Genomic DNA, 15,600 nt, shown 5'->3' with positions numbered 1-15,600 from the left:
CCCCCCCCGGGCCCGGTCTGGACGGACCGGCCCCGGCGTCACGGCGCGATGCGGTGCCAGTCGGCGATGTTCCAGAGCTCGCTGTCCCAGGTGTTCAGGACCACCCCGCCCAGCGAATTGGCATGCGCCGAGACCCGACCGCGATCGACCAGCGGCAGGATCACCATGGCGTCGCGGGTCAGCATGTCGTTGAGCCGGCGGGCGATCTCGCCGCGCGCCTCGGGATCGCCGGTCTGCGCCAGGCGGTCGAGCAGCGCGTCGTAATCGGGGTCGCAGTAGCGGTTGATGTTCTCGCCCTGCCACTGCGTCTCGGGGCGGGGCTCGTTGCCGCAGCGATACATCGACAGGTAGGCCTGCGGATCGGTGCCGTCGAAGTTGTTGGCGTACATCTCGACGTCGGCATAGAACTTCTGGAAGGTGTCCGGGCTGCCCGGATCAGCGCCGAAATAGACGCTGGCATCGATGTTGCGCAGCTCGGTCTCGACCCCGATCTCGGCCCACCATTGCTTGATGATGGCCTGGAAATCCTGCCGCACCGCATTGGTCGAGGTCTGGAACAGCAGCGACAGGCGGCGGCCGTCCTTCTCGCGCACGCCGTCGCCGTCCGTGTCGGTCCAGCCGGCCTCCTCGAGCAGCGCCCGCGCGCCGTCGAGATCCTGGGTCAGGCATTCGGTGTTGTCGCTGGCATAGAGCGCCGGCGCCGGCACCAGGTTGCAGGTCGGGCGCCCGGACGCGCCGTAGCCGATCTCGACCAGGGTGGGCCGGTCGATGGCCATGGAGAGGGCGCGGCGCACCCGCGCATCGGTCAGGATCGGATGCGGATGGGCGAGGGTGGCGCGCTCGCCCTCGGGCAGGTCCGGCGACGGGTCGGACAGGTTGATCTCGATGCGCTCGACCAGCGAGCCGAAGGCGGTGATCGCCCGGCCCTGGCCCGAGGCCAGCATCCCGGCCAGCACGTCCGGGGCCAGCTGCAGGTTCCAGGCATAGTCGAATTCGCCGGTCTCGAGCACCGCGCGCCCGGCCGCCGCCGCGTCGCCGCCGCCCTTGAAGACGACGCGGTCGAAGGCGGGCTTGCCCGGCTCGCGGTATTCGGGATTGGCGGCGAAGGTGATGACGTCGTTGGGCCGGAACTCGGTGACGGTGAAGGGTCCGGTGCCGATGGGGCCGAAATTGGCCTCGGTGCAGCTCGACGCGGCGGCGCCGAGGCAGGGCTCGAACTGCGCCTTCTGCAGGATGGGGGACTGGTTGCCCATGAAGGGCAGGTAGGGGTTCGGCATCGGCCGGGTGAAATCGACGCGCACGGTGCGGTCGTCCAGAGCCTCCACAGCGGCCACCTGGTCGAATTTCGCGCCCTGCGAACAGGCGCCCTCGGGGTGCATGCAATATTCGGCGGTGAAGACCACGTCGGCCGAGGTCACCGGGCTGCCGTCGGACCAGGTCAGGCCGGCGCGCAGCCGCCAGGTGATGGCGGTCAGGTCCTCGGCCACGCCGCCATTGCCGATCGTGGGAATTTCCTCGGCGAGCCAGGGCAGGGGGGTGCCGGTCTCGTCGAAGCGGCCAAGGGGCTCCAGCACGAGGCTTGCCGCCTCGATGTCCTTGGTGCCGCCCGAGAGATAGGGATTCAGGATCGACGGCGCCTGCCAGTAGAGGATGCGCACCTCGCCGTCGGCGCCGCGTTCGGCCAGCGCCGCCGTGCACGTCAGGGTGAGGGCGAGGGCGACGCACAGCGACCACGGCAAAGACATCATGGGATTCTCCTGGCGCGGTTGAACTCCGCCGGACCGGCGACCGCATACCGGCATCGAACCGGCTGCCTGGCAAAAATGCAAGCCTGTTGGGCGTCAAAGGTTCCGTATTTTGAATATGTTAACCCCCTGCGCCGCGTCCCGGGGCGGGCCGCGCGCCGGCCGTCTTGGCGGCTGGCGTCGGGCCGGCCGGAAGCGGCGGACTCGCCGCCCCCGACAGGGCCGGGGCCGCGGTCCCGCGGCGCGCCCGGGGGCCGGGATCCCGCCTCGGGGGCCGGCCTTCGGGGGGTGATTCTCCCTGGATGGGGCCGCGGATCGCGGCGCCCCAGGCCAGCGACTTGGCCATTCTTCGGGAATCCCGAAAGGCGTTTGCCCGTTTATTTCATTTTCAAGTGGCCTCGGCGGGGAAACACTTTCGCCAAATCAAAGGCAGACAGGGGGAATGAACGATGACGATGCCCGAAACCTACGCCGTGCCGCGCGATCCGGCACTCTGGAACGAGGACCTGGCGCCGCTGCCCAAGGCGGAGCGCAAATGGCGCTGGTTCGAGATCTTCAACGTCTGGTCGAACGACATCCAGTCGCTGTTCGGCTACACGCTCGCCGCCACGCTGTTCCTGACCTCCGGCCTCAACGGCTGGTGGGTCTTCGCGGCGATCATCCTCGCCGGTCTCTTCGTGATGTGGCTGGTCAACCTGACCGGCAGCCCCTCGGTGCGCTACGGCATTCCCTACCCGGTGATGGCGCGCGCCGCGATGGGGGTGCGCGGCGCCAACCTGCCGGCGCTGATCCGCGGCATCGTGGCGATCTTCTGGTACGGGGTGCAGACCTATTTCGCCTCGACCGCGGTGGCGATGCTCTTGAAGGCGCTGTTCGGCGCCGGCGGCGCGCCGATCCTGCTGGGCCTGACCGGGCTCGACTGGGTCGCCTATATCTTCGTCTCGGCCTTCCAGGTGGCGCTGTTCCTGCGCGGCATCGACTGGATCACCAAGTTCCTGAACTGGGCCGGGCCGCTGGTCTACGCGGTGATGATCGCGCTGGCGCTCTACATCTGGTACGCCGCCGGCAACTCGATCTTCGGCGCGCTGGGCACCATCTTCGCCGCCGAGGAGGGCAGCACCGGCGGTCTGGTGGCCTTCCTCGGGGTGATCGGCACGATGATCGCCTACTTCGCCGCGGTGATCATCAATTTCGGCGACTTCTCGCGCTTCGTGAAGAGCGAGGGACAGATGAAGTTCGGCAACTTCATGGGCCTGCCGGTGAGCCTCGCGGTGTTCTCCTTCCTCGCCATGTTCACCACCGCCGGCACCGTGGTGCTGTTCGGCGAGGCCCTGACCAACCCGTCCGAGATCGTCGCCCGGGTCGACAGCCTGACGCTGACGGTGATCGCGGCGCTGACCTTCTTCGCCGCCACAGTGGGCATCAACCTCGTGGCCAACTTCATCCCGCCGGCCTACGACCTCGCCAACCTCGCCCCGGCGAAGATCTCGGCGCGCACCGGCGGCATGATCACCGCGGCACTGGCCTTCTTCATCGGGGCGTTCTGGCTGCCGGTGATCTCGCAGATCGGCATTGCGGGCTTCGTCGACACGCTGGGCGCGGTGCTGGCGCCGCTCTACGGCATTCTGGTCGCCGACTACTACCTGGTGAAGCGCCGCAAGCTCGACCTCGACGCGCTCTTCACCCTCGATCCGGCCGGCGCCTACCACTACCAGAACGGCTGGAACAAGCGGGCGATCATCGCCTTCGGCATCGCGGCGGTGTTCTCGGTGCTGACGGTCTGGGTGCCGGCCTTCGCGGCGCTGTCGGGCTTTGCCTGGGTGATCGGCGCGCTGATCGGCGGCGGGCTGCACGTGACCCTGTCGAAGCGCGTGCCGGCGCCCGCCGCCACCGCCGCGGCGGGGACCGGGGCGGCCTGAACCGACCGCTGCCGAAGACGCCTTAGCGGTCGCGCCTTCCGGGGCGCGGCCGCGCGCGTTTGCGCCCCCGGACGCGGCCTGCATTCCGTCCGCCGCGGGCGTGCTGCGCTGCGGCATAACTTTCCCGCACCGGGCGCGTTGACAGGCCTCTTTGCATCTCCTATCTCGGCGCCGTTAGCACTCGACGATGGTGAGTGATAACTGCCCGCCTCACGGGGGGCACATACAAACTTTGAGCCAAGGAGACTCGAAGATGGCATTCAAACCGCTTCATGACCGCGTTCTGGTCCGCCGCGTCGAGAGCGACGAGAAGACCAAGGGCGGTCTGATCATCCCCGACAGCGCGAAAGAGAAGCCGGCTGAGGGCGTGATCGTTGCGTGTGGCGAAGGTGCGCGCAAGGATTCGGGCGAACTGATCGCAATGGCCGTGAAGGCCGGCGACAAGGTCCTGTTCGGCAAGTGGTCGGGCACCGAAGTGTCGATCGACGGCGAAGACCTGCTGATCATGAAGGAAAGCGACATCCTCGGCATCATCGAGGACGCGTCGGCAGCCAAGGCCGCCTGATCGCGGCGAACGCTGTTTTTTCCCTCACACGACCCGAATTGACCAAGGAGAAGTGACATGTCTGCCAAGGACGTGAAATTCGATACCGATGCCCGCAACCGCATGCTGCGCGGCGTCAACATCCTCGCCGACGCGGTGAAGGTGACCCTCGGCCCGAAGGGCCGGAACGTGGTCCTGGACAAGTCGTTCGGCGCCCCCCGCATCACCAAGGACGGTGTCTCGGTCGCCAAGGAAATCGAGCTTGAGGACAAGTTCGAGAACATGGGCGCGCAGATGGTGAAGGAAGTCGCTTCCCGCACCAACGACGAGGCCGGCGACGGCACCACCACCGCGACCGTTCTGGCCCAGGCGATCGTCCGCGAGGGCATGAAGTCGGTCGCCGCCGGCATGAACCCGATGGATCTCAAGCGCGGCATCGACCTCGCGACCTCCAAGGTCGTCGAGCAGATCAAGAACGCCTCGCGCAAGGTCGAGAACTCCGACGAGGTCGCGCAGGTCGGCACCATCTCCGCCAACGGCGAAGAATCGATCGGCAAGATGATCGCCGAGGCGATGCAGAAGGTCGGCAACGAGGGTGTCATCACCGTCGAAGAGAACAAGGGCATGGAGACCGACGTCGAAGTCGTCGAGGGCATGCAGTTCGACCGCGGCTACCTCTCCCCCTACTTCGTGACCAACTCCGAGAAGATGGTCGCGGAACTCGACGATTGCATGATCCTGCTGCACGAGAAGAAGCTCTCCTCGCTGCAGCCGATGGTGCCGCTGCTCGAGTCGGTGATCCAGTCGCAGAAGCCGCTGCTGATCATCGCCGAGGACGTCGAAGGCGAAGCGCTGGCGACCCTCGTGGTCAACAAGCTGCGCGGTGGCCTGAAGATCGCCGCCGTCAAGGCGCCGGGCTTCGGTGACCGTCGCAAGGCCATGCTGCAGGACATCGCGATCCTGACCGGCGGCCAGGTGATCTCGGAAGATCTCGGCATGAAGCTCGAGAACGTGACCATGGACATGCTGGGCTCGGCCAAGCGCGTCTCGATCACCAAGGACGAGACCACCATCGTCGACGGCAACGGCGACAAGTCCGAGATCGAAGCACGGGTCAACCAGATCCGCGGCCAGATCGAGGAGACCACCTCCGACTACGATCGCGAGAAGCTCCAGGAGCGCGTCGCGAAGCTGGCCGGTGGTGTGGCGGTGATCCGCGTCGGCGGTGCCACCGAGGTCGAGGTGAAGGAGCGCAAGGACCGCGTCGATGACGCGCTCAACGCGACCCGCGCCGCGGTCCAGGAAGGCATCGTGGTCGGCGGCGGCGTCAGCCTCGTGCAGGGCGCCAAGTCGCTCGAAGGCCTGACCGGCGCCAATTCCGACCAGACCGCGGGCATCACGATCGTCCGCCGCGCGCTGGAAGCGCCGCTGCGTCAGATCGCCGAGAATGCCGGCGTCGACGGGTCGGTGGTCGCGGGCAAGATCCGCGAGAGCCAGGACCTGAAGTTCGGCTACAACGCCCAGACCGACGAATATGGCGACATGTTCAAGTTCGGCGTGATCGACCCGGCCAAGGTGGTGCGCACCGCGCTCGAGGATGCCTCCTCGATCGCCGGCCTCCTGATCACCACCGAGGCGATGGTGGCCGACAAGCCGCAGAAGGAAGGTGCCGGCGCTGGCGGCGGCATGCCCGACATGGGCGGCATGGGCGGCATGATGTAATCATCCGCCGGTCCCACGGGACGGCCAGGGGGGTCCGCTTCGGCGGGCCCCCTTTTCACGTGCGGGGCAGGGGGCGGAACGGGCGGAGCGCGGGCCGGAATGCACCGCCGGAGCCGCCGACATGTCTTTTTCAGGACACAATCGAAGGGCATCTCGGAGGGCGAGGCTACACGATGTTGCTTCGTTCGCGCATTTCGGCGACAGCGGAGATGGACACCGCCAGATCATGGCGCGCGTTTTGGAACACCACGACGCGATGCGGCGTTGCAGATCAAACGGAAATGTCAAGAGCAGCTTAATCGCCATGAACCCGATCGTCATCTACCTGCTTATGTTCGCCAGCGTCGCCGGCATGTTCCTGCTGAGCGCCGCGCTGATCTCGTTTGCCGGCCGCCGCGCCGAACCGGCCAGCCCGCCCAAGGCCGAGACCCGCAGCACCCCGGCGACCGGTCTGCAAGCGGCAGGCTGAGGCCCCGTTCCAAAGGGCCGCGCGTGCTGAACACCGGATTTCTCAGAGACCTGCATCGTGGAGAGGAGCCGTCGATCGACGCGCTCCTCTCCGCTGCGTTCGGGGGCCAAGACGAGGTCCGTCTGGTGCGCAATTTGCGGCGTGCCGGCGCCATGGCCGGCGAATGCGTGGTCCCGGCGGAGGGCGATGGCGGCGCGCCCGTGGCCTATCTGGCGCTGTCGCAGATGCGGGGTCCGAAGGGCTGGCTGTGCCTCGCGCCGGTGGCGGTGGCGCCGCCGCACCAGGGCCGCGGCATCGGCCGCCGCGCCGTCGGCATGGTCGCCGCCTGGGCCCGCGCCGCCGGGCAGACCGTGGTGGTGCTGGGCGAGACCGGCTTCTACGAACGGGCGGGGTTTTCGCTGGCGCGGGCGCAGAACCTGACCTCGCCCTATCCCGTCGATCACACGCTGATCGCCCGGCCGGGCGAGGACGCGCCGGCCGAGACGCTGGTCTATCCCGAGGCCTTCGGCGCCTGAGCGCGCCGCCCCGCGCCGGGCGAGGGCGTCATGCGGGGCTTCCCCCCGCGCCGCGTCGGCGCTACCCCCGAGCCGCAATCTTCGCGAAGAGGTGGCGATGAGCCTGGCCCTGACCCTGCATGGCGGCGACGTGCTGCATCCCGACGGCTGGCGCCGCGAGGCCCTGAGCCTCGCGGATGGGCGCATCGCGGCCGCGCCCGAAGGGCGCGCCGTCGACCTGACCGGCTTCCGCATCCTGCCCGGCATCGTCGACATCCACGGCGACGGCTTCGAACGCCACGTGGCGCCGCGGCGCGGCGCCCTGCGCGAGGTCACCGGCGGGCTGCTCGCGGCCGAGGCGGAGCTTGCCGCCCATGGCGTGACCACCGCGGTGCTGGCGCAATTCTGGAGCTGGGAAGGCGGCCTGCGCGGCCCGGACTTCGCCGAGGCGGTCTTTGCCGGGTTGGCGGCGATCCGCAGCCGCGTCGACACCGACCTGCGGGCGCAGCTGCGGCTCGAGACGCACATGGTCGACGATTTTCCGCGGGTCGCGGCGGCGATGCAGCGGCATGGGATCGGCTACCTCGTCTTCAACGATCACCTGCAGCACGACCGGCTGGCCGAGGGCCGGCGGCCCAAGCAGATGACCGGGCAGGCGCTGAAATCGGGCCGCAGCCCGGAGGCGCATCTGGCCCTGATGCAGGCGCTGCATGCCCGCGGCCCCGAGGTGCCGGCGGCGCTCGACGCGCTGGCGGCGGAGCTGCGGGCGGCGGGGGTGATCCTCGGCAGCCACGACGACCGCAGCGCCGGGGACCGCGCGGCGGCGCATCGCCGCGGCGCGCGCATCGCCGAGTTCCCCGAGACCCGGGAGGCCGCGGCGGCGGCCCGGGCCGCCGGCGACGGCATCGTCATGGGGGCGCCCAACGTGGTGCGCGGCAACAGCCACAAGGGCAATGTCGCGGCGCTCGACCTCGTGGCCGAGGGGCTCTGCGACGCTTTGGCCTCGGATTACCATTACCCGTCGCTGATCGCCGCCGTGGGCACGATCGTCGAGCGGGGGCTGGCCGGGTGGCCCGCCGCCTGGCGGCTGGTCTCGGACGGGCCGGCCCGGCTCCTGGGGCTCGCGGATCGTGGCCGCATCGCGCCGGGTCTGCGCGCCGATCTGGTGGTGCTCGACCCCGATGACCGGGTCGCCGCGACCATCGCCGGCGGTGCCGTCACCTTCCTGCGCGGCACCGCGGCGCGCCGCTTCTTGGCCTGACGGCCGGCTGGCCCGCCCCTCAGCGCAGGATGCGGTTGACGTGGCCCATCTTGCGGCCCGGACGGGCCTCGGCCTTGCCGTAGAGATGCAGCGCGGTGTCGGGCTCGCGCGCCAGCTCGGCGACCCGGTCGATGTCGTCGCCGATCAGGTTCTCCATCACCACGTCGGCATGCCGGGCCCCGTCGCCCAGGGGCCAGCCCGCGACGGCGCGGATATGCTGCTCGAACTGGTCGACGGCGCAGCCGTTCTGCGTCCAGTGCCCGGAATTGTGCACCCGGGGCGCGATCTCGTTGACCACGAGCCCCGCCTCGGTGACGAAGAGCTCCACCCCCATCACCCCGACATAATCGAGCGCGTTGAGGATGCGGCCGGCCAGCAGCACCGCGTCCTGGCTGTCGCGGGGGCGCAGCCGCGCCGGCACCGAGGTGGTGTGCAGGATGCCGTCGCGGTGCACGTTCTCGCCGGGATCGAAGCAGGCCACCGCGCCGTCGGCGCCGCGCGCCGCGATCACCGAGACCTCGCGCTCGAAGCGCACGAAGCCCTCGAGGATCGCCGGGGCGCCGTCAAGCTCGGCCAGCGCGGCCTCGGCGCCGCCGGCCTCGGTGATCCGGGCCTGGCCCTTGCCGTCATAGCCGAAGCGGCGGGTCTTGAGGATCGCCGGCGTGCCGATCCGGGCCAGCGCCTCGGCCAGCGCCGCGGCATCGGGCACGTCGGCATAGGGCGCGGTGCGCAGGCCCAGTCCGGTCAGGAAATCCTTCTCCGTCAGGCGGTCCTGGCTGACCCGCAGCGCCTCGCGGCCCGGGCGGATCGGCACCGTCTCCTCGATCAGGTCGAGCGCCGCGGTCGGCACGTTCTCGAACTCGTAGGTCACCGCGTCGACGCTGCCGGCGAAGGCCCGGAGCGCCGCGGCATCGTCGTAGGGGGCGGTGGTCACGCGTTGCGCGACATGACCCGCGGGCGGCGCCGCGCTGGGTTCGTAGACATGCGCGAGAAAGCCGAGGCGGCTGGCCGCCACCGCCAGCATGCGGCCGAGCTGGCCGCCGCCGAGAATGCCGATCGTGGCGCCTTGGGGGAGGGGATTCTGCATGGGTCTCGCTCGGATGGAGAGGGGGCGGTCAGTCCTGCGGGGCGTCGGGGATGGAGGCCGAGAGCTCGGCGCGCCAGCGCTCCAGCCGTTCGGCCAGGGCGGCATCCCCGAGCGCCAGGATGCCGGCCGCCATCAGGCCGGCATTGGCGGCGCCGGCGGCGCCGATCGCCATCGTCGCGACCGGGTAGCCGCGCGGCATCTGCAGGATCGAATAGAGGCTGTCGACGCCCGACAGCGCCCTGGTCTGGACCGGCACGCCGATCACCGGCAGACGGGTCTTGGAGGCCATCATGCCGGGCAGGTGGGCGGCGCCGCCGGCACCCGCGACGATCACCTTGAGGCCGCGCGACACCGCGCTCCGGCCATACTCCCAGAGCCGGTCCGGGGTGCGGTGGGCGGAGACGATGCGGGCCTCGTAGCCGACGCCCAGGGCTTCGAGCATCTCGGCGGCCTCCCGCATCGTCGGCCAGTCCGACTGGCTGCCCATGATGATGCCGACCGGCCCCGCGGCTTGGTCCTGCATGGCATTGTCCCTCGCGCTTTTGCGGTGGGCTTATACCGGCGCTGCGGGCTTACGCAATGATGTCGGGGAAGAGCCGGTCCTCGATCAGCGCGATGCGGTCCTTGAGATGCAGCTTCTTCTTCTTCAGCCGCTGCACGGTGAGCTGGTCGGCGGTGCCGCTCTGCTGCAGCGCGCGGATCGCCTCGTCGAGGTCGCGATGCTCGCGCTTGAACACTTCGAGCTCGACGCGCAGCACGTCGTCGGTCTTCATCGAGATGTCGGTCGGGGCGTTCATGGCGGCGGGCCTTCGCTGGCGGCATGGCAGGGTCTGCGGAGTCGGAAACTACACCTTTGTGACGCTTACGCAAAGCCTTGCGCGAACCCGGCGGACTTGCAGAGGGTGCGATCCCGCCCCATATTTCCAACTGAACAGGACCGCCGAAACGGGGTCCGCGTTCGAGACGGTCGCTTGCGAAGAGGACGTGTCGATGACCAAACTAACCCTGGGGTCTCATCCCCACATGCTGGGCTTCGAACAGCTGGAGCGTCTGCTCGAGAGAACCGCGAAGTCCGGCAATGACGGCTATCCCCCCTATAACATCGAACAGACTTCGGCCAATGCCTACCGCATCACGCTGGCGGTGGCCGGCTTCTCCGAGGCCGATCTGTCGATCACCGTGGAGGATCGGCAGCTGGTCATCCGGGGGCGCCAGTCCGAGGAGACGGAAGAGCGCGTTTTCCTGCATCGCGGCATCGCGGCGCGGCAGTTCCAGCGCAGCTTCGTGCTCGCGGACGGCGTCGAGGTGAGCGAGGCGGCGATGGAGAACGGGCTTCTCCACGTCGATCTAAAGCTGACGCGGCCGGATTCGGTGGTCCAGACGATCCAGATCAGAAAGGGATGAGCCATGCAGACGAAAGTGGATTTCGCCCAGCTTGACGAAGGCCGCACGGTCTATGTCCGTCCGGTCCAGAGTGCGGACCTGCCCGAGGAGATCCGCCACCAGCTGGGCGGCCTCGACACCCTCTACGCGGTGCACCGCGCCGACGGCGAGCGGCTGGCGCTGGTGAAGGACCGGAACCTGGCCTTCATCCTGGCGCGGCAGAACGACCTGGCGCCGGTGACGGTGCACTGAGCCGCCGCCCCGACGGGGCGCGCGGCACGGCAAAAAGGGCGGGCGGCAGCGATGCCGGCCGCCCTTTTTGCGTCCGAAGGGCGGGGCGCCCGCCCCGCTGACCGGCGCGCGAAATGCGACAGGCCGCCCCGGGCGGGGCGGCCTGCGCAAAAACGCGAGAGCTGCGGCTCACTGAGCGGCGATGAGGCCCATCTGCTCGAGCTTCAGGATCACCTGGTGGGCGCAATTGTCCACGTCGGTGCCCTCGGTCTCGACCCGCAGTTCCGGGTTCTCCGGCACGTCGTAGGGGTCGGAGATACCGGTGAATTCCTTGATCTTGCCCTCGCGCGCGAGCTTGTAGAGGCCCTTGCGGTCGCGGCGCTCGCATTCCTCGATCGAGGTCGCGACATGGATCTCCAGGAAGGCGCCGTATTGCTCGATCTCCTCGCGCACGTGGCGCCGGGTCGCGGCATAGGGCGCGATGGGCGCGCAGATCGCGATGCCGCCGTTCTTGGTGATCTCGGAGGCGACGTAGCCGATGCGCTTGATGTTGAGGTCGCGGTGCTCCTTGGAGAAGCCCAGTTCGCTCGAGAGGTTTTTGCGCACGATGTCACCGTCCAAGAGCGTCACCGGGCGGCCGCCCATCTCCATCAGCTTGACCATCAGCGCGTTGGCGATGGTCGACTTGCCGGAGCCCGAGAAGCCGGTGAAGAACACCGTGAAGCCCTGCTGGCTGCGCGGCGGCTTGGTCTTGCGCAGCTCGGCCACGACCTCGGGGAAGGAGAACCAGTCGGGGATCTCGAGCCCTTCCTGCAGGCGGCGGCGCAGCTCGGTGCCCGAGATGTTGAGGATGGTGACGTTGTCCTTGTCCTCGATCTCGTCGTTGGGCTCGTACTGGGCGCGCTCCTGCACGTAGACCATGTGCTTGAAATCGACCATCTTGAGGCCGATCTCGCTCTCGTATTCGCGGAACAGGTCCTGCGCGTCGTAGGGGCCGTAGAAATCCTCGCCCTGGCTGTTCTTGCCCGGGCCGGCATGGTCGCGGCCGACGATGAAGTGGGTGCAGCCGTGATTGGCGCGGATCAGGCCGTGCCAGACCGCCTCGCGCGGGCCCGCCATGCGCATGGCGAGGTTCAGCAGGCTCATCGTGGTGGTCGAGCCCGGATACTTGTCGAGCACCGCCTCGTAGCAGCGCACGCGGGTGAAATGGTCTACGTCGCCCGGCTTGGTCATGCCGACCACCGGGTGGATCAGCAGGTTGGCCTGGCTTTCCTTGGCGGCGCGGAAGGTCAGCTCTTGGTGGGCGCGGTGCAGCGGGTTGCGGGTCTGGAACGCCACCACCTTGCGCCAGCCGAGCTTGCGGAAGCGGGCGCGCAGTTCGTTCGGCGTGTCGCGGCGGCCGCGGAAATCGTAGTGGATCGGCTGCTGGATGCCGGTCACCGGCCCGCCGAGATAGACCTTACCGGCCTGGTTGTGCAGGTAGTAGACCGCCGGATGGGCCTGGTCGTCGGCGCCGAAGACCTTCTCGGCCTCGCGCGCCTTGTTCGGCACCCACTTGTCGGTGACCGTCATCGTGGCGAGGATCACGCCCTCCTGGTCACGCAGCGCGATGTCCTGGCCCAGCTCGATGGTCTCGGCGAATTTCTCGCTGACGTCGAGGGTGATCGGCATCGGCCAGAGCGTGCCGTCCTTCAACCGCATGGACTCGACGACGCCGTCGTAATCCTCTTCCGAGAGGAAGCCCTTGAGCGGGGCGAAGCCGCCGTTCATCAGCAGCTCGAGATCGCAGATCTGACGCGGGGTCAGGTCGTGCGAGGTCAGGTTGCCGGCCTCCACCTTCAGCTTCTGAGCGCTTTCGTAGGACACGTAGAGCTCGGGGATCGGGGCGAGGTTCGGAAGCTGCATGGCAATACCTTCAAGGTCGATATGGAAATTGCGTCAAACGCTCAGGTCGTTGTCGCGGCTTTAGACCCGGTTTCCGCAGGGGTGCAAGGCCCGGCGCGCGTCGCATCGCTTACCGCGACGGAATTGCCGCATTGCAGCATGCGCATGGCCGGAAATCCCGGGGTCCGGATCGGTCCGGGCCAGTTCGGGCCGGTGCGGCCCGGTGCGGCGCGGTGGCGCGGCCGGGAACGTCGGAGGCCCGGACCCGTTTGCCCCGGCGATCCCGATACGGAGGCAGGCATGACGATAAGCGATCTCGGCACAGCCGATGCGGCGGAACTCACCCGGTTGTACCGTTCGGGCGCGGCCTCCCCGGTCGAGGCCGCGGAGGCCGCGTTCGAGCGCATCGACCGCTTCGACGGTGAGGTCGGCGCCTATGTCCATCTCGACCGCGAGGGGGCGATGGAGGCCGCCCGCGCGGCCGAGGCGCGCTGGCAGCGCGGCGCGGCGCGCGGCCCGCTCGACGGCATCCCGGTGAGCCTGAAGGATCTGACCGAGGTCGCGGGCATGCCGGCGCGCGAGGGGTCGCTGCTCAGCGATCCGGCGCCCTGCGACACCGACGCGCCGCCGGCGGCGCGGCTGCGCGAGGCCGGCGCGGTCTTCCTCGGCAAGACCAACACTCCGGAGCAGGGCTGGAAGGGGGTGACCGACAACCGTCTGTTCGGTGCCACCCGCAATCCCTGGGACCTTTCCCGTACGCCGGGCGGGTCGTCCGGCGGGGCCGCGGCCGCCGCGGCGCTGAATATGGGGGTCCTGCACCAGGGCGGCGATTCCGGCGGCTCGATCCGCATCCCCGCAGCCTTCACCGGCACGTTCGGCTTCAAGCCGAGCTTCGGCTGGGTGCCGCAATGGCCGCCGGCGCCGGCCGCCACCCTGTCCCATATCGGGCCGCTGACGCGCAGCGTGGGCGACGCCGCGGCGATGCTGAACGCCATGGGCCGCCCCGACCGGCGCGACCCCTACGCGGCGACCGGGATGCCGGAGGATTGGAGCGCCGGGATCGGCGCCGGCATAAAGGGAATGCGCGTGGCATACTCGCCCGATCTCGGGATCGCGACGCCGGCGCCGGGGATCGCCGACAGGGTGGCCCGCGCGGCGGCCGCGCTTGCCGCGCTCGGCGCCGAGGTCGAGGAGGCGGGCCCCGACGTGGGCAATGTCATCGACGTTTTCCAGAAGCTCTGGTGGACGGCGTCGCGCGATGTCTGGCTCTCGCTCGATCCCGAGGGGCGCGACAGGCTCGATCCCGGCCTCGCGGCCAATGCCCGCGCCGCCGATTGGACCGCGGTGGAGCTGTTCCGCGCGGAATCTTCCCGGGCCGCGCTGACCCACCGGATCGAGGCCTTCTTCGCGCGCTTCGATCTGCTGATCCTGCCCACCGTGCCGATCGCGCCCTTCGCGGTGAACCACGATGTGCCGCCGCAGAGCGGGCTCTCGGACTGGACCGAATGGGCGCCCTATACCTACCCCTTCAACCTGAGCCAGCAGCCCGTCGCGTCGGTGCCCTGCGGGTGCGACGCGGACGGAATGCCGGTCGGGTTCCAGATCGTCGGGGCGAAGTACGACGATCTGCGGGTGCTGGGCGCGGCGGCGGCCTACCTGGAGGCGCATCCGCCGCAATTTCCCGACGCCCCGCGCGCCGCGGCATAGGCGGGCGGGCGCGGACCGGACCCGGAGGGCGCGGCCCGCACCGGGCTTACTCGGCGGTTTCGCTGACCGGCGCGCCGTAGCCCAGCGGCAGGGATTCGTCCTTGCCGTGGTCGAGATCCTGCTCGGCCAGCCAGCGCTCGGCCTCGAGCGCCGCCATGCAGCCCATGCCGGCGCTGGTCACCGCCTGGCGGTACTTGTGGTCCGTGATGTCGCCGGCGGCGAAGACGCCCGGGATCGAGGTCTCGGTGGAATCCGGCTTGGTCACCACGTAGCCGCCCATATGGGTCTCGAGCTTGTCGGCCACCAGTTCGTTGGCCGGGGCATGGCCGATGGCGATGAAGACGCCCTTCGCGGCGATCTCGCGGATCTCGCCGGTCTCGACGTGACGCAGGCGCACGCCCTCGACGCCAAGCGGCGACTCGGTGCCGGTGACCTCGTCGAGCTGGTGGTTCCAGACCACCTCGACCTTGGGGTTCTTGAACAGGCGGTCCTGCAGGATCTTCTCGGCGCGGAACTCGTCGCGGCGGTGCACCAGGGTGACCTTGGAGGCGAAGTTGGTCAGGAACAGCGCCTCTTCCACGGCGGTGTTGCCGCCGCCCACCACCACGACCTCCTGGCCACGGTAGAAGAAGCCGTCGCAGGTCGCGCAGGCCGAGACGCCGAAGCCCTGGAACTTCTGCTCCGACGGCAGGCCCAGCCATTTCGCCCGCGCCCCGGTGGCGAGGATGATCGCGTCGGCGGTGTAGAGCGTGCCGCTGTCGCCATGGGCCTTGAAGGGCCGGCTGTCGAGGTCGAGTTCGGTGATGTGGTCCGACACGATCTCGGTGCCGACGGCGCGGGCATGCGCCTCCATCCGGACCATCAGGTCGGGGCCCTGGACCTCGGTGTCGCCGGGCCAGTTCTCGACCTCGGTGGTGATGGTCAGCTGGCCGCCGGGCTGGATGCCCTGCACCAGCAGCGGCTCGAGCATGGCGCGGCTGGCATAGACCGCCGCCGTGTAGCCCGCCGGCCCGGAGCCGATGATCAGAACCTTGGTGTGCCGCGTCTCGCTCATCGCCGCCTCCTTTCGCAATTGGCCCGATATAGGAAGCGCGGGGTGGAAACGAAAGCCCCCGGATCCCGCCTGCGGGTGGCGGCGGCCCACCCGGCAGGGG

At 69.3% G+C, this 15,600-nt stretch carries 15 protein-coding genes; 9 read left to right on the top strand and 6 right to left on the bottom strand.

The genetic code is table 11. The annotated features are described in order from the left end of the window. Positions 1 to 38 precede the first annotated feature (38 nt). Positions 39 to 1,745: a peptide ABC transporter substrate-binding protein gene (locus ACXYMW_RS08705; protein ID WP_459034949.1), complete on the bottom strand. Its 1,707-nt coding sequence runs from the start codon at positions 1,743 to 1,745 to the stop codon at positions 39 to 41. A 449-nt stretch (positions 1,746 to 2,194) separates the two neighbouring features. Here ACXYMW_RS08705 and ACXYMW_RS08700 point away from each other — a divergent pair, with 449 nt between their 5' ends. The 6 genes from ACXYMW_RS08700 to ACXYMW_RS08675 all read left to right on the top strand — a co-directional run bounded on the left by ACXYMW_RS08700 (position 2,195) and on the right by ACXYMW_RS08675 (position 8,154). Next, positions 2,195 to 3,664, top strand: a complete 1,470-nt coding sequence (locus ACXYMW_RS08700; RefSeq protein WP_459034923.1) for an NCS1 family nucleobase:cation symporter-1 — start codon at positions 2,195 to 2,197, stop codon at positions 3,662 to 3,664. A gap of 253 nt (positions 3,665 to 3,917) precedes the next feature. Next, positions 3,918 to 4,229 carry a co-chaperone GroES gene (locus tag ACXYMW_RS08695; RefSeq protein WP_459034922.1) on the top strand — a complete coding sequence of 104 codons (312 nt, stop codon included), beginning with the start codon at positions 3,918 to 3,920 and terminating at the stop codon, positions 4,227 to 4,229. A gap of 57 nt (positions 4,230 to 4,286) precedes the next feature. Next, entirely contained in the window at positions 4,287 to 5,930 is a 1,644-nt protein-coding gene (gene groL / locus ACXYMW_RS08690) for a chaperonin GroEL (protein ID WP_459034921.1), read from the top strand. A 226-nt stretch (positions 5,931 to 6,156) separates the two neighbouring features. Beyond that, positions 6,157 to 6,399, top strand: coding sequence for a hypothetical protein (locus tag ACXYMW_RS08685; RefSeq protein ID WP_459034920.1), 243 nt, complete (start codon positions 6,157 to 6,159; stop codon positions 6,397 to 6,399). A gap of 125 nt (positions 6,400 to 6,524) precedes the next feature. After that, on the top strand, positions 6,525 to 6,914 hold the full coding sequence (locus tag ACXYMW_RS08680; protein ID WP_459034919.1) for a GNAT family N-acetyltransferase: 390 nt from the start codon (positions 6,525 to 6,527) through the stop codon (positions 6,912 to 6,914). A gap of 97 nt (positions 6,915 to 7,011) precedes the next feature. After that, complete coding sequence (locus ACXYMW_RS08675; protein WP_459034918.1) at positions 7,012 to 8,154, top strand: alpha-D-ribose 1-methylphosphonate 5-triphosphate diphosphatase; 1,143 nt, start codon at positions 7,012 to 7,014, stop codon at positions 8,152 to 8,154. A gap of 19 nt (positions 8,155 to 8,173) precedes the next feature. Here ACXYMW_RS08675 and ACXYMW_RS08670 read toward each other — a convergent pair whose 3' ends face one another. Genes ACXYMW_RS08670 through ACXYMW_RS08660 form a run of 3 tightly spaced genes read right to left on the bottom strand, consistent with a single transcriptional unit; the run spans position 8,174 to position 10,038 of the window. Continuing rightward, a complete protein-coding gene (locus ACXYMW_RS08670; protein ID WP_459034917.1) occupies positions 8,174 to 9,241 on the bottom strand; it encodes a 5-(carboxyamino)imidazole ribonucleotide synthase in 1,068 nt (355 codons plus the stop codon). A gap of 28 nt (positions 9,242 to 9,269) precedes the next feature. Beyond that, the gene (gene purE / locus ACXYMW_RS08665; protein WP_459034916.1) at positions 9,270 to 9,764 is read right to left on the bottom strand and encodes a 5-(carboxyamino)imidazole ribonucleotide mutase; all 495 of its coding nucleotides are present in this window, start codon (positions 9,762 to 9,764) and stop codon (positions 9,270 to 9,272) included. Between the two features lie 49 nt (positions 9,765 to 9,813). Beyond that, on the bottom strand, positions 9,814 to 10,038 hold the full coding sequence (locus tag ACXYMW_RS08660; protein WP_459034915.1) for a YdcH family protein: 225 nt from the start codon (positions 10,036 to 10,038) through the stop codon (positions 9,814 to 9,816). Positions 10,039 to 10,231: 193 nt separating this feature from the next. Here ACXYMW_RS08660 and ACXYMW_RS08655 point away from each other — a divergent pair, with 193 nt between their 5' ends. Beyond that, complete coding sequence (locus ACXYMW_RS08655) at positions 10,232 to 10,645, top strand: Hsp20 family protein (protein WP_459034914.1); 414 nt, start codon at positions 10,232 to 10,234, stop codon at positions 10,643 to 10,645. 3 nt (positions 10,646 to 10,648) lie between these two features. Continuing rightward, a complete protein-coding gene (locus tag ACXYMW_RS08650; RefSeq protein ID WP_459034913.1) occupies positions 10,649 to 10,876 on the top strand; it encodes a DUF1150 family protein in 228 nt (75 codons plus the stop codon). 168 nt (positions 10,877 to 11,044) lie between these two features. Here ACXYMW_RS08650 and ACXYMW_RS08645 read toward each other — a convergent pair whose 3' ends face one another. Continuing rightward, positions 11,045 to 12,760: a bifunctional sulfate adenylyltransferase/adenylylsulfate kinase gene (locus tag ACXYMW_RS08645; protein ID WP_459034912.1), complete on the bottom strand. Its 1,716-nt coding sequence runs from the start codon at positions 12,758 to 12,760 to the stop codon at positions 11,045 to 11,047. Positions 12,761 to 13,039: 279 nt separating this feature from the next. Between ACXYMW_RS08645 and ACXYMW_RS08640 the strand changes: the two genes are divergently transcribed. After that, a complete protein-coding gene (locus tag ACXYMW_RS08640; RefSeq protein ID WP_459034911.1) occupies positions 13,040 to 14,446 on the top strand; it encodes an amidase in 1,407 nt (468 codons plus the stop codon). Between the two features lie 46 nt (positions 14,447 to 14,492). Here the strand turns inward: ACXYMW_RS08640 and trxB are convergent, their stop codons facing one another. Next, complete coding sequence (gene trxB / locus ACXYMW_RS08635) at positions 14,493 to 15,500, bottom strand: thioredoxin-disulfide reductase (RefSeq protein ID WP_459034910.1); 1,008 nt, start codon at positions 15,498 to 15,500, stop codon at positions 14,493 to 14,495. Positions 15,501 to 15,600: the final 100 nt, after the last annotated feature.

It is taken from the genome of Roseivivax sp. CAU 1761, assembly GCF_054482755.1.
The sequence above is the reverse complement of the archived record's forward strand: the minus strand, read 5'-3'. Positions and strand labels throughout refer to the sequence as shown.

What these genes read in the sequence shown, in the direction of transcription:
- groL (WP_459034921.1), top strand. Translation starts at nt 4,287, where the DNA reads ATGTCTGCCAAGGACGTGAAATTCGATACCGATGCCCGCAACCGCATG.
- trxB (WP_459034910.1), bottom strand. Translation starts at nt 15,500, where the DNA reads ATGAGCGAGACGCGGCACACCAAGGTTCTGATCATCGGCTCCGGGCCG.
- ACXYMW_RS08660 (WP_459034915.1), bottom strand. Translation starts at nt 10,038, where the DNA reads ATGAACGCCCCGACCGACATCTCGATGAAGACCGACGACGTGCTGCGC.
- ACXYMW_RS08695 (WP_459034922.1), top strand. Translation starts at nt 3,918, where the DNA reads ATGGCATTCAAACCGCTTCATGACCGCGTTCTGGTCCGCCGCGTCGAG.
- ACXYMW_RS08700 (WP_459034923.1), top strand. Translation starts at nt 2,195, where the DNA reads ATGACGATGCCCGAAACCTACGCCGTGCCGCGCGATCCGGCACTCTGG.
- ACXYMW_RS08645 (WP_459034912.1), bottom strand. Translation starts at nt 12,760, where the DNA reads ATGCAGCTTCCGAACCTCGCCCCGATCCCCGAGCTCTACGTGTCCTAC.
- ACXYMW_RS08650 (WP_459034913.1), top strand. Translation starts at nt 10,649, where the DNA reads ATGCAGACGAAAGTGGATTTCGCCCAGCTTGACGAAGGCCGCACGGTC.
- ACXYMW_RS08675 (WP_459034918.1), top strand. Translation starts at nt 7,012, where the DNA reads ATGAGCCTGGCCCTGACCCTGCATGGCGGCGACGTGCTGCATCCCGAC.
- purE (WP_459034916.1), bottom strand. Translation starts at nt 9,764, where the DNA reads ATGCAGGACCAAGCCGCGGGGCCGGTCGGCATCATCATGGGCAGCCAG.
- ACXYMW_RS08655 (WP_459034914.1), top strand. Translation starts at nt 10,232, where the DNA reads ATGACCAAACTAACCCTGGGGTCTCATCCCCACATGCTGGGCTTCGAA.
- ACXYMW_RS08685 (WP_459034920.1), top strand. Translation starts at nt 6,157, where the DNA reads ATGGCGCGCGTTTTGGAACACCACGACGCGATGCGGCGTTGCAGATCA.
- ACXYMW_RS08705 (WP_459034949.1), bottom strand. Translation starts at nt 1,745, where the DNA reads ATGTCTTTGCCGTGGTCGCTGTGCGTCGCCCTCGCCCTCACCCTGACG.
- ACXYMW_RS08670 (WP_459034917.1), bottom strand. Translation starts at nt 9,241, where the DNA reads ATGCAGAATCCCCTCCCCCAAGGCGCCACGATCGGCATTCTCGGCGGC.
- ACXYMW_RS08640 (WP_459034911.1), top strand. Translation starts at nt 13,040, where the DNA reads ATGACGATAAGCGATCTCGGCACAGCCGATGCGGCGGAACTCACCCGG.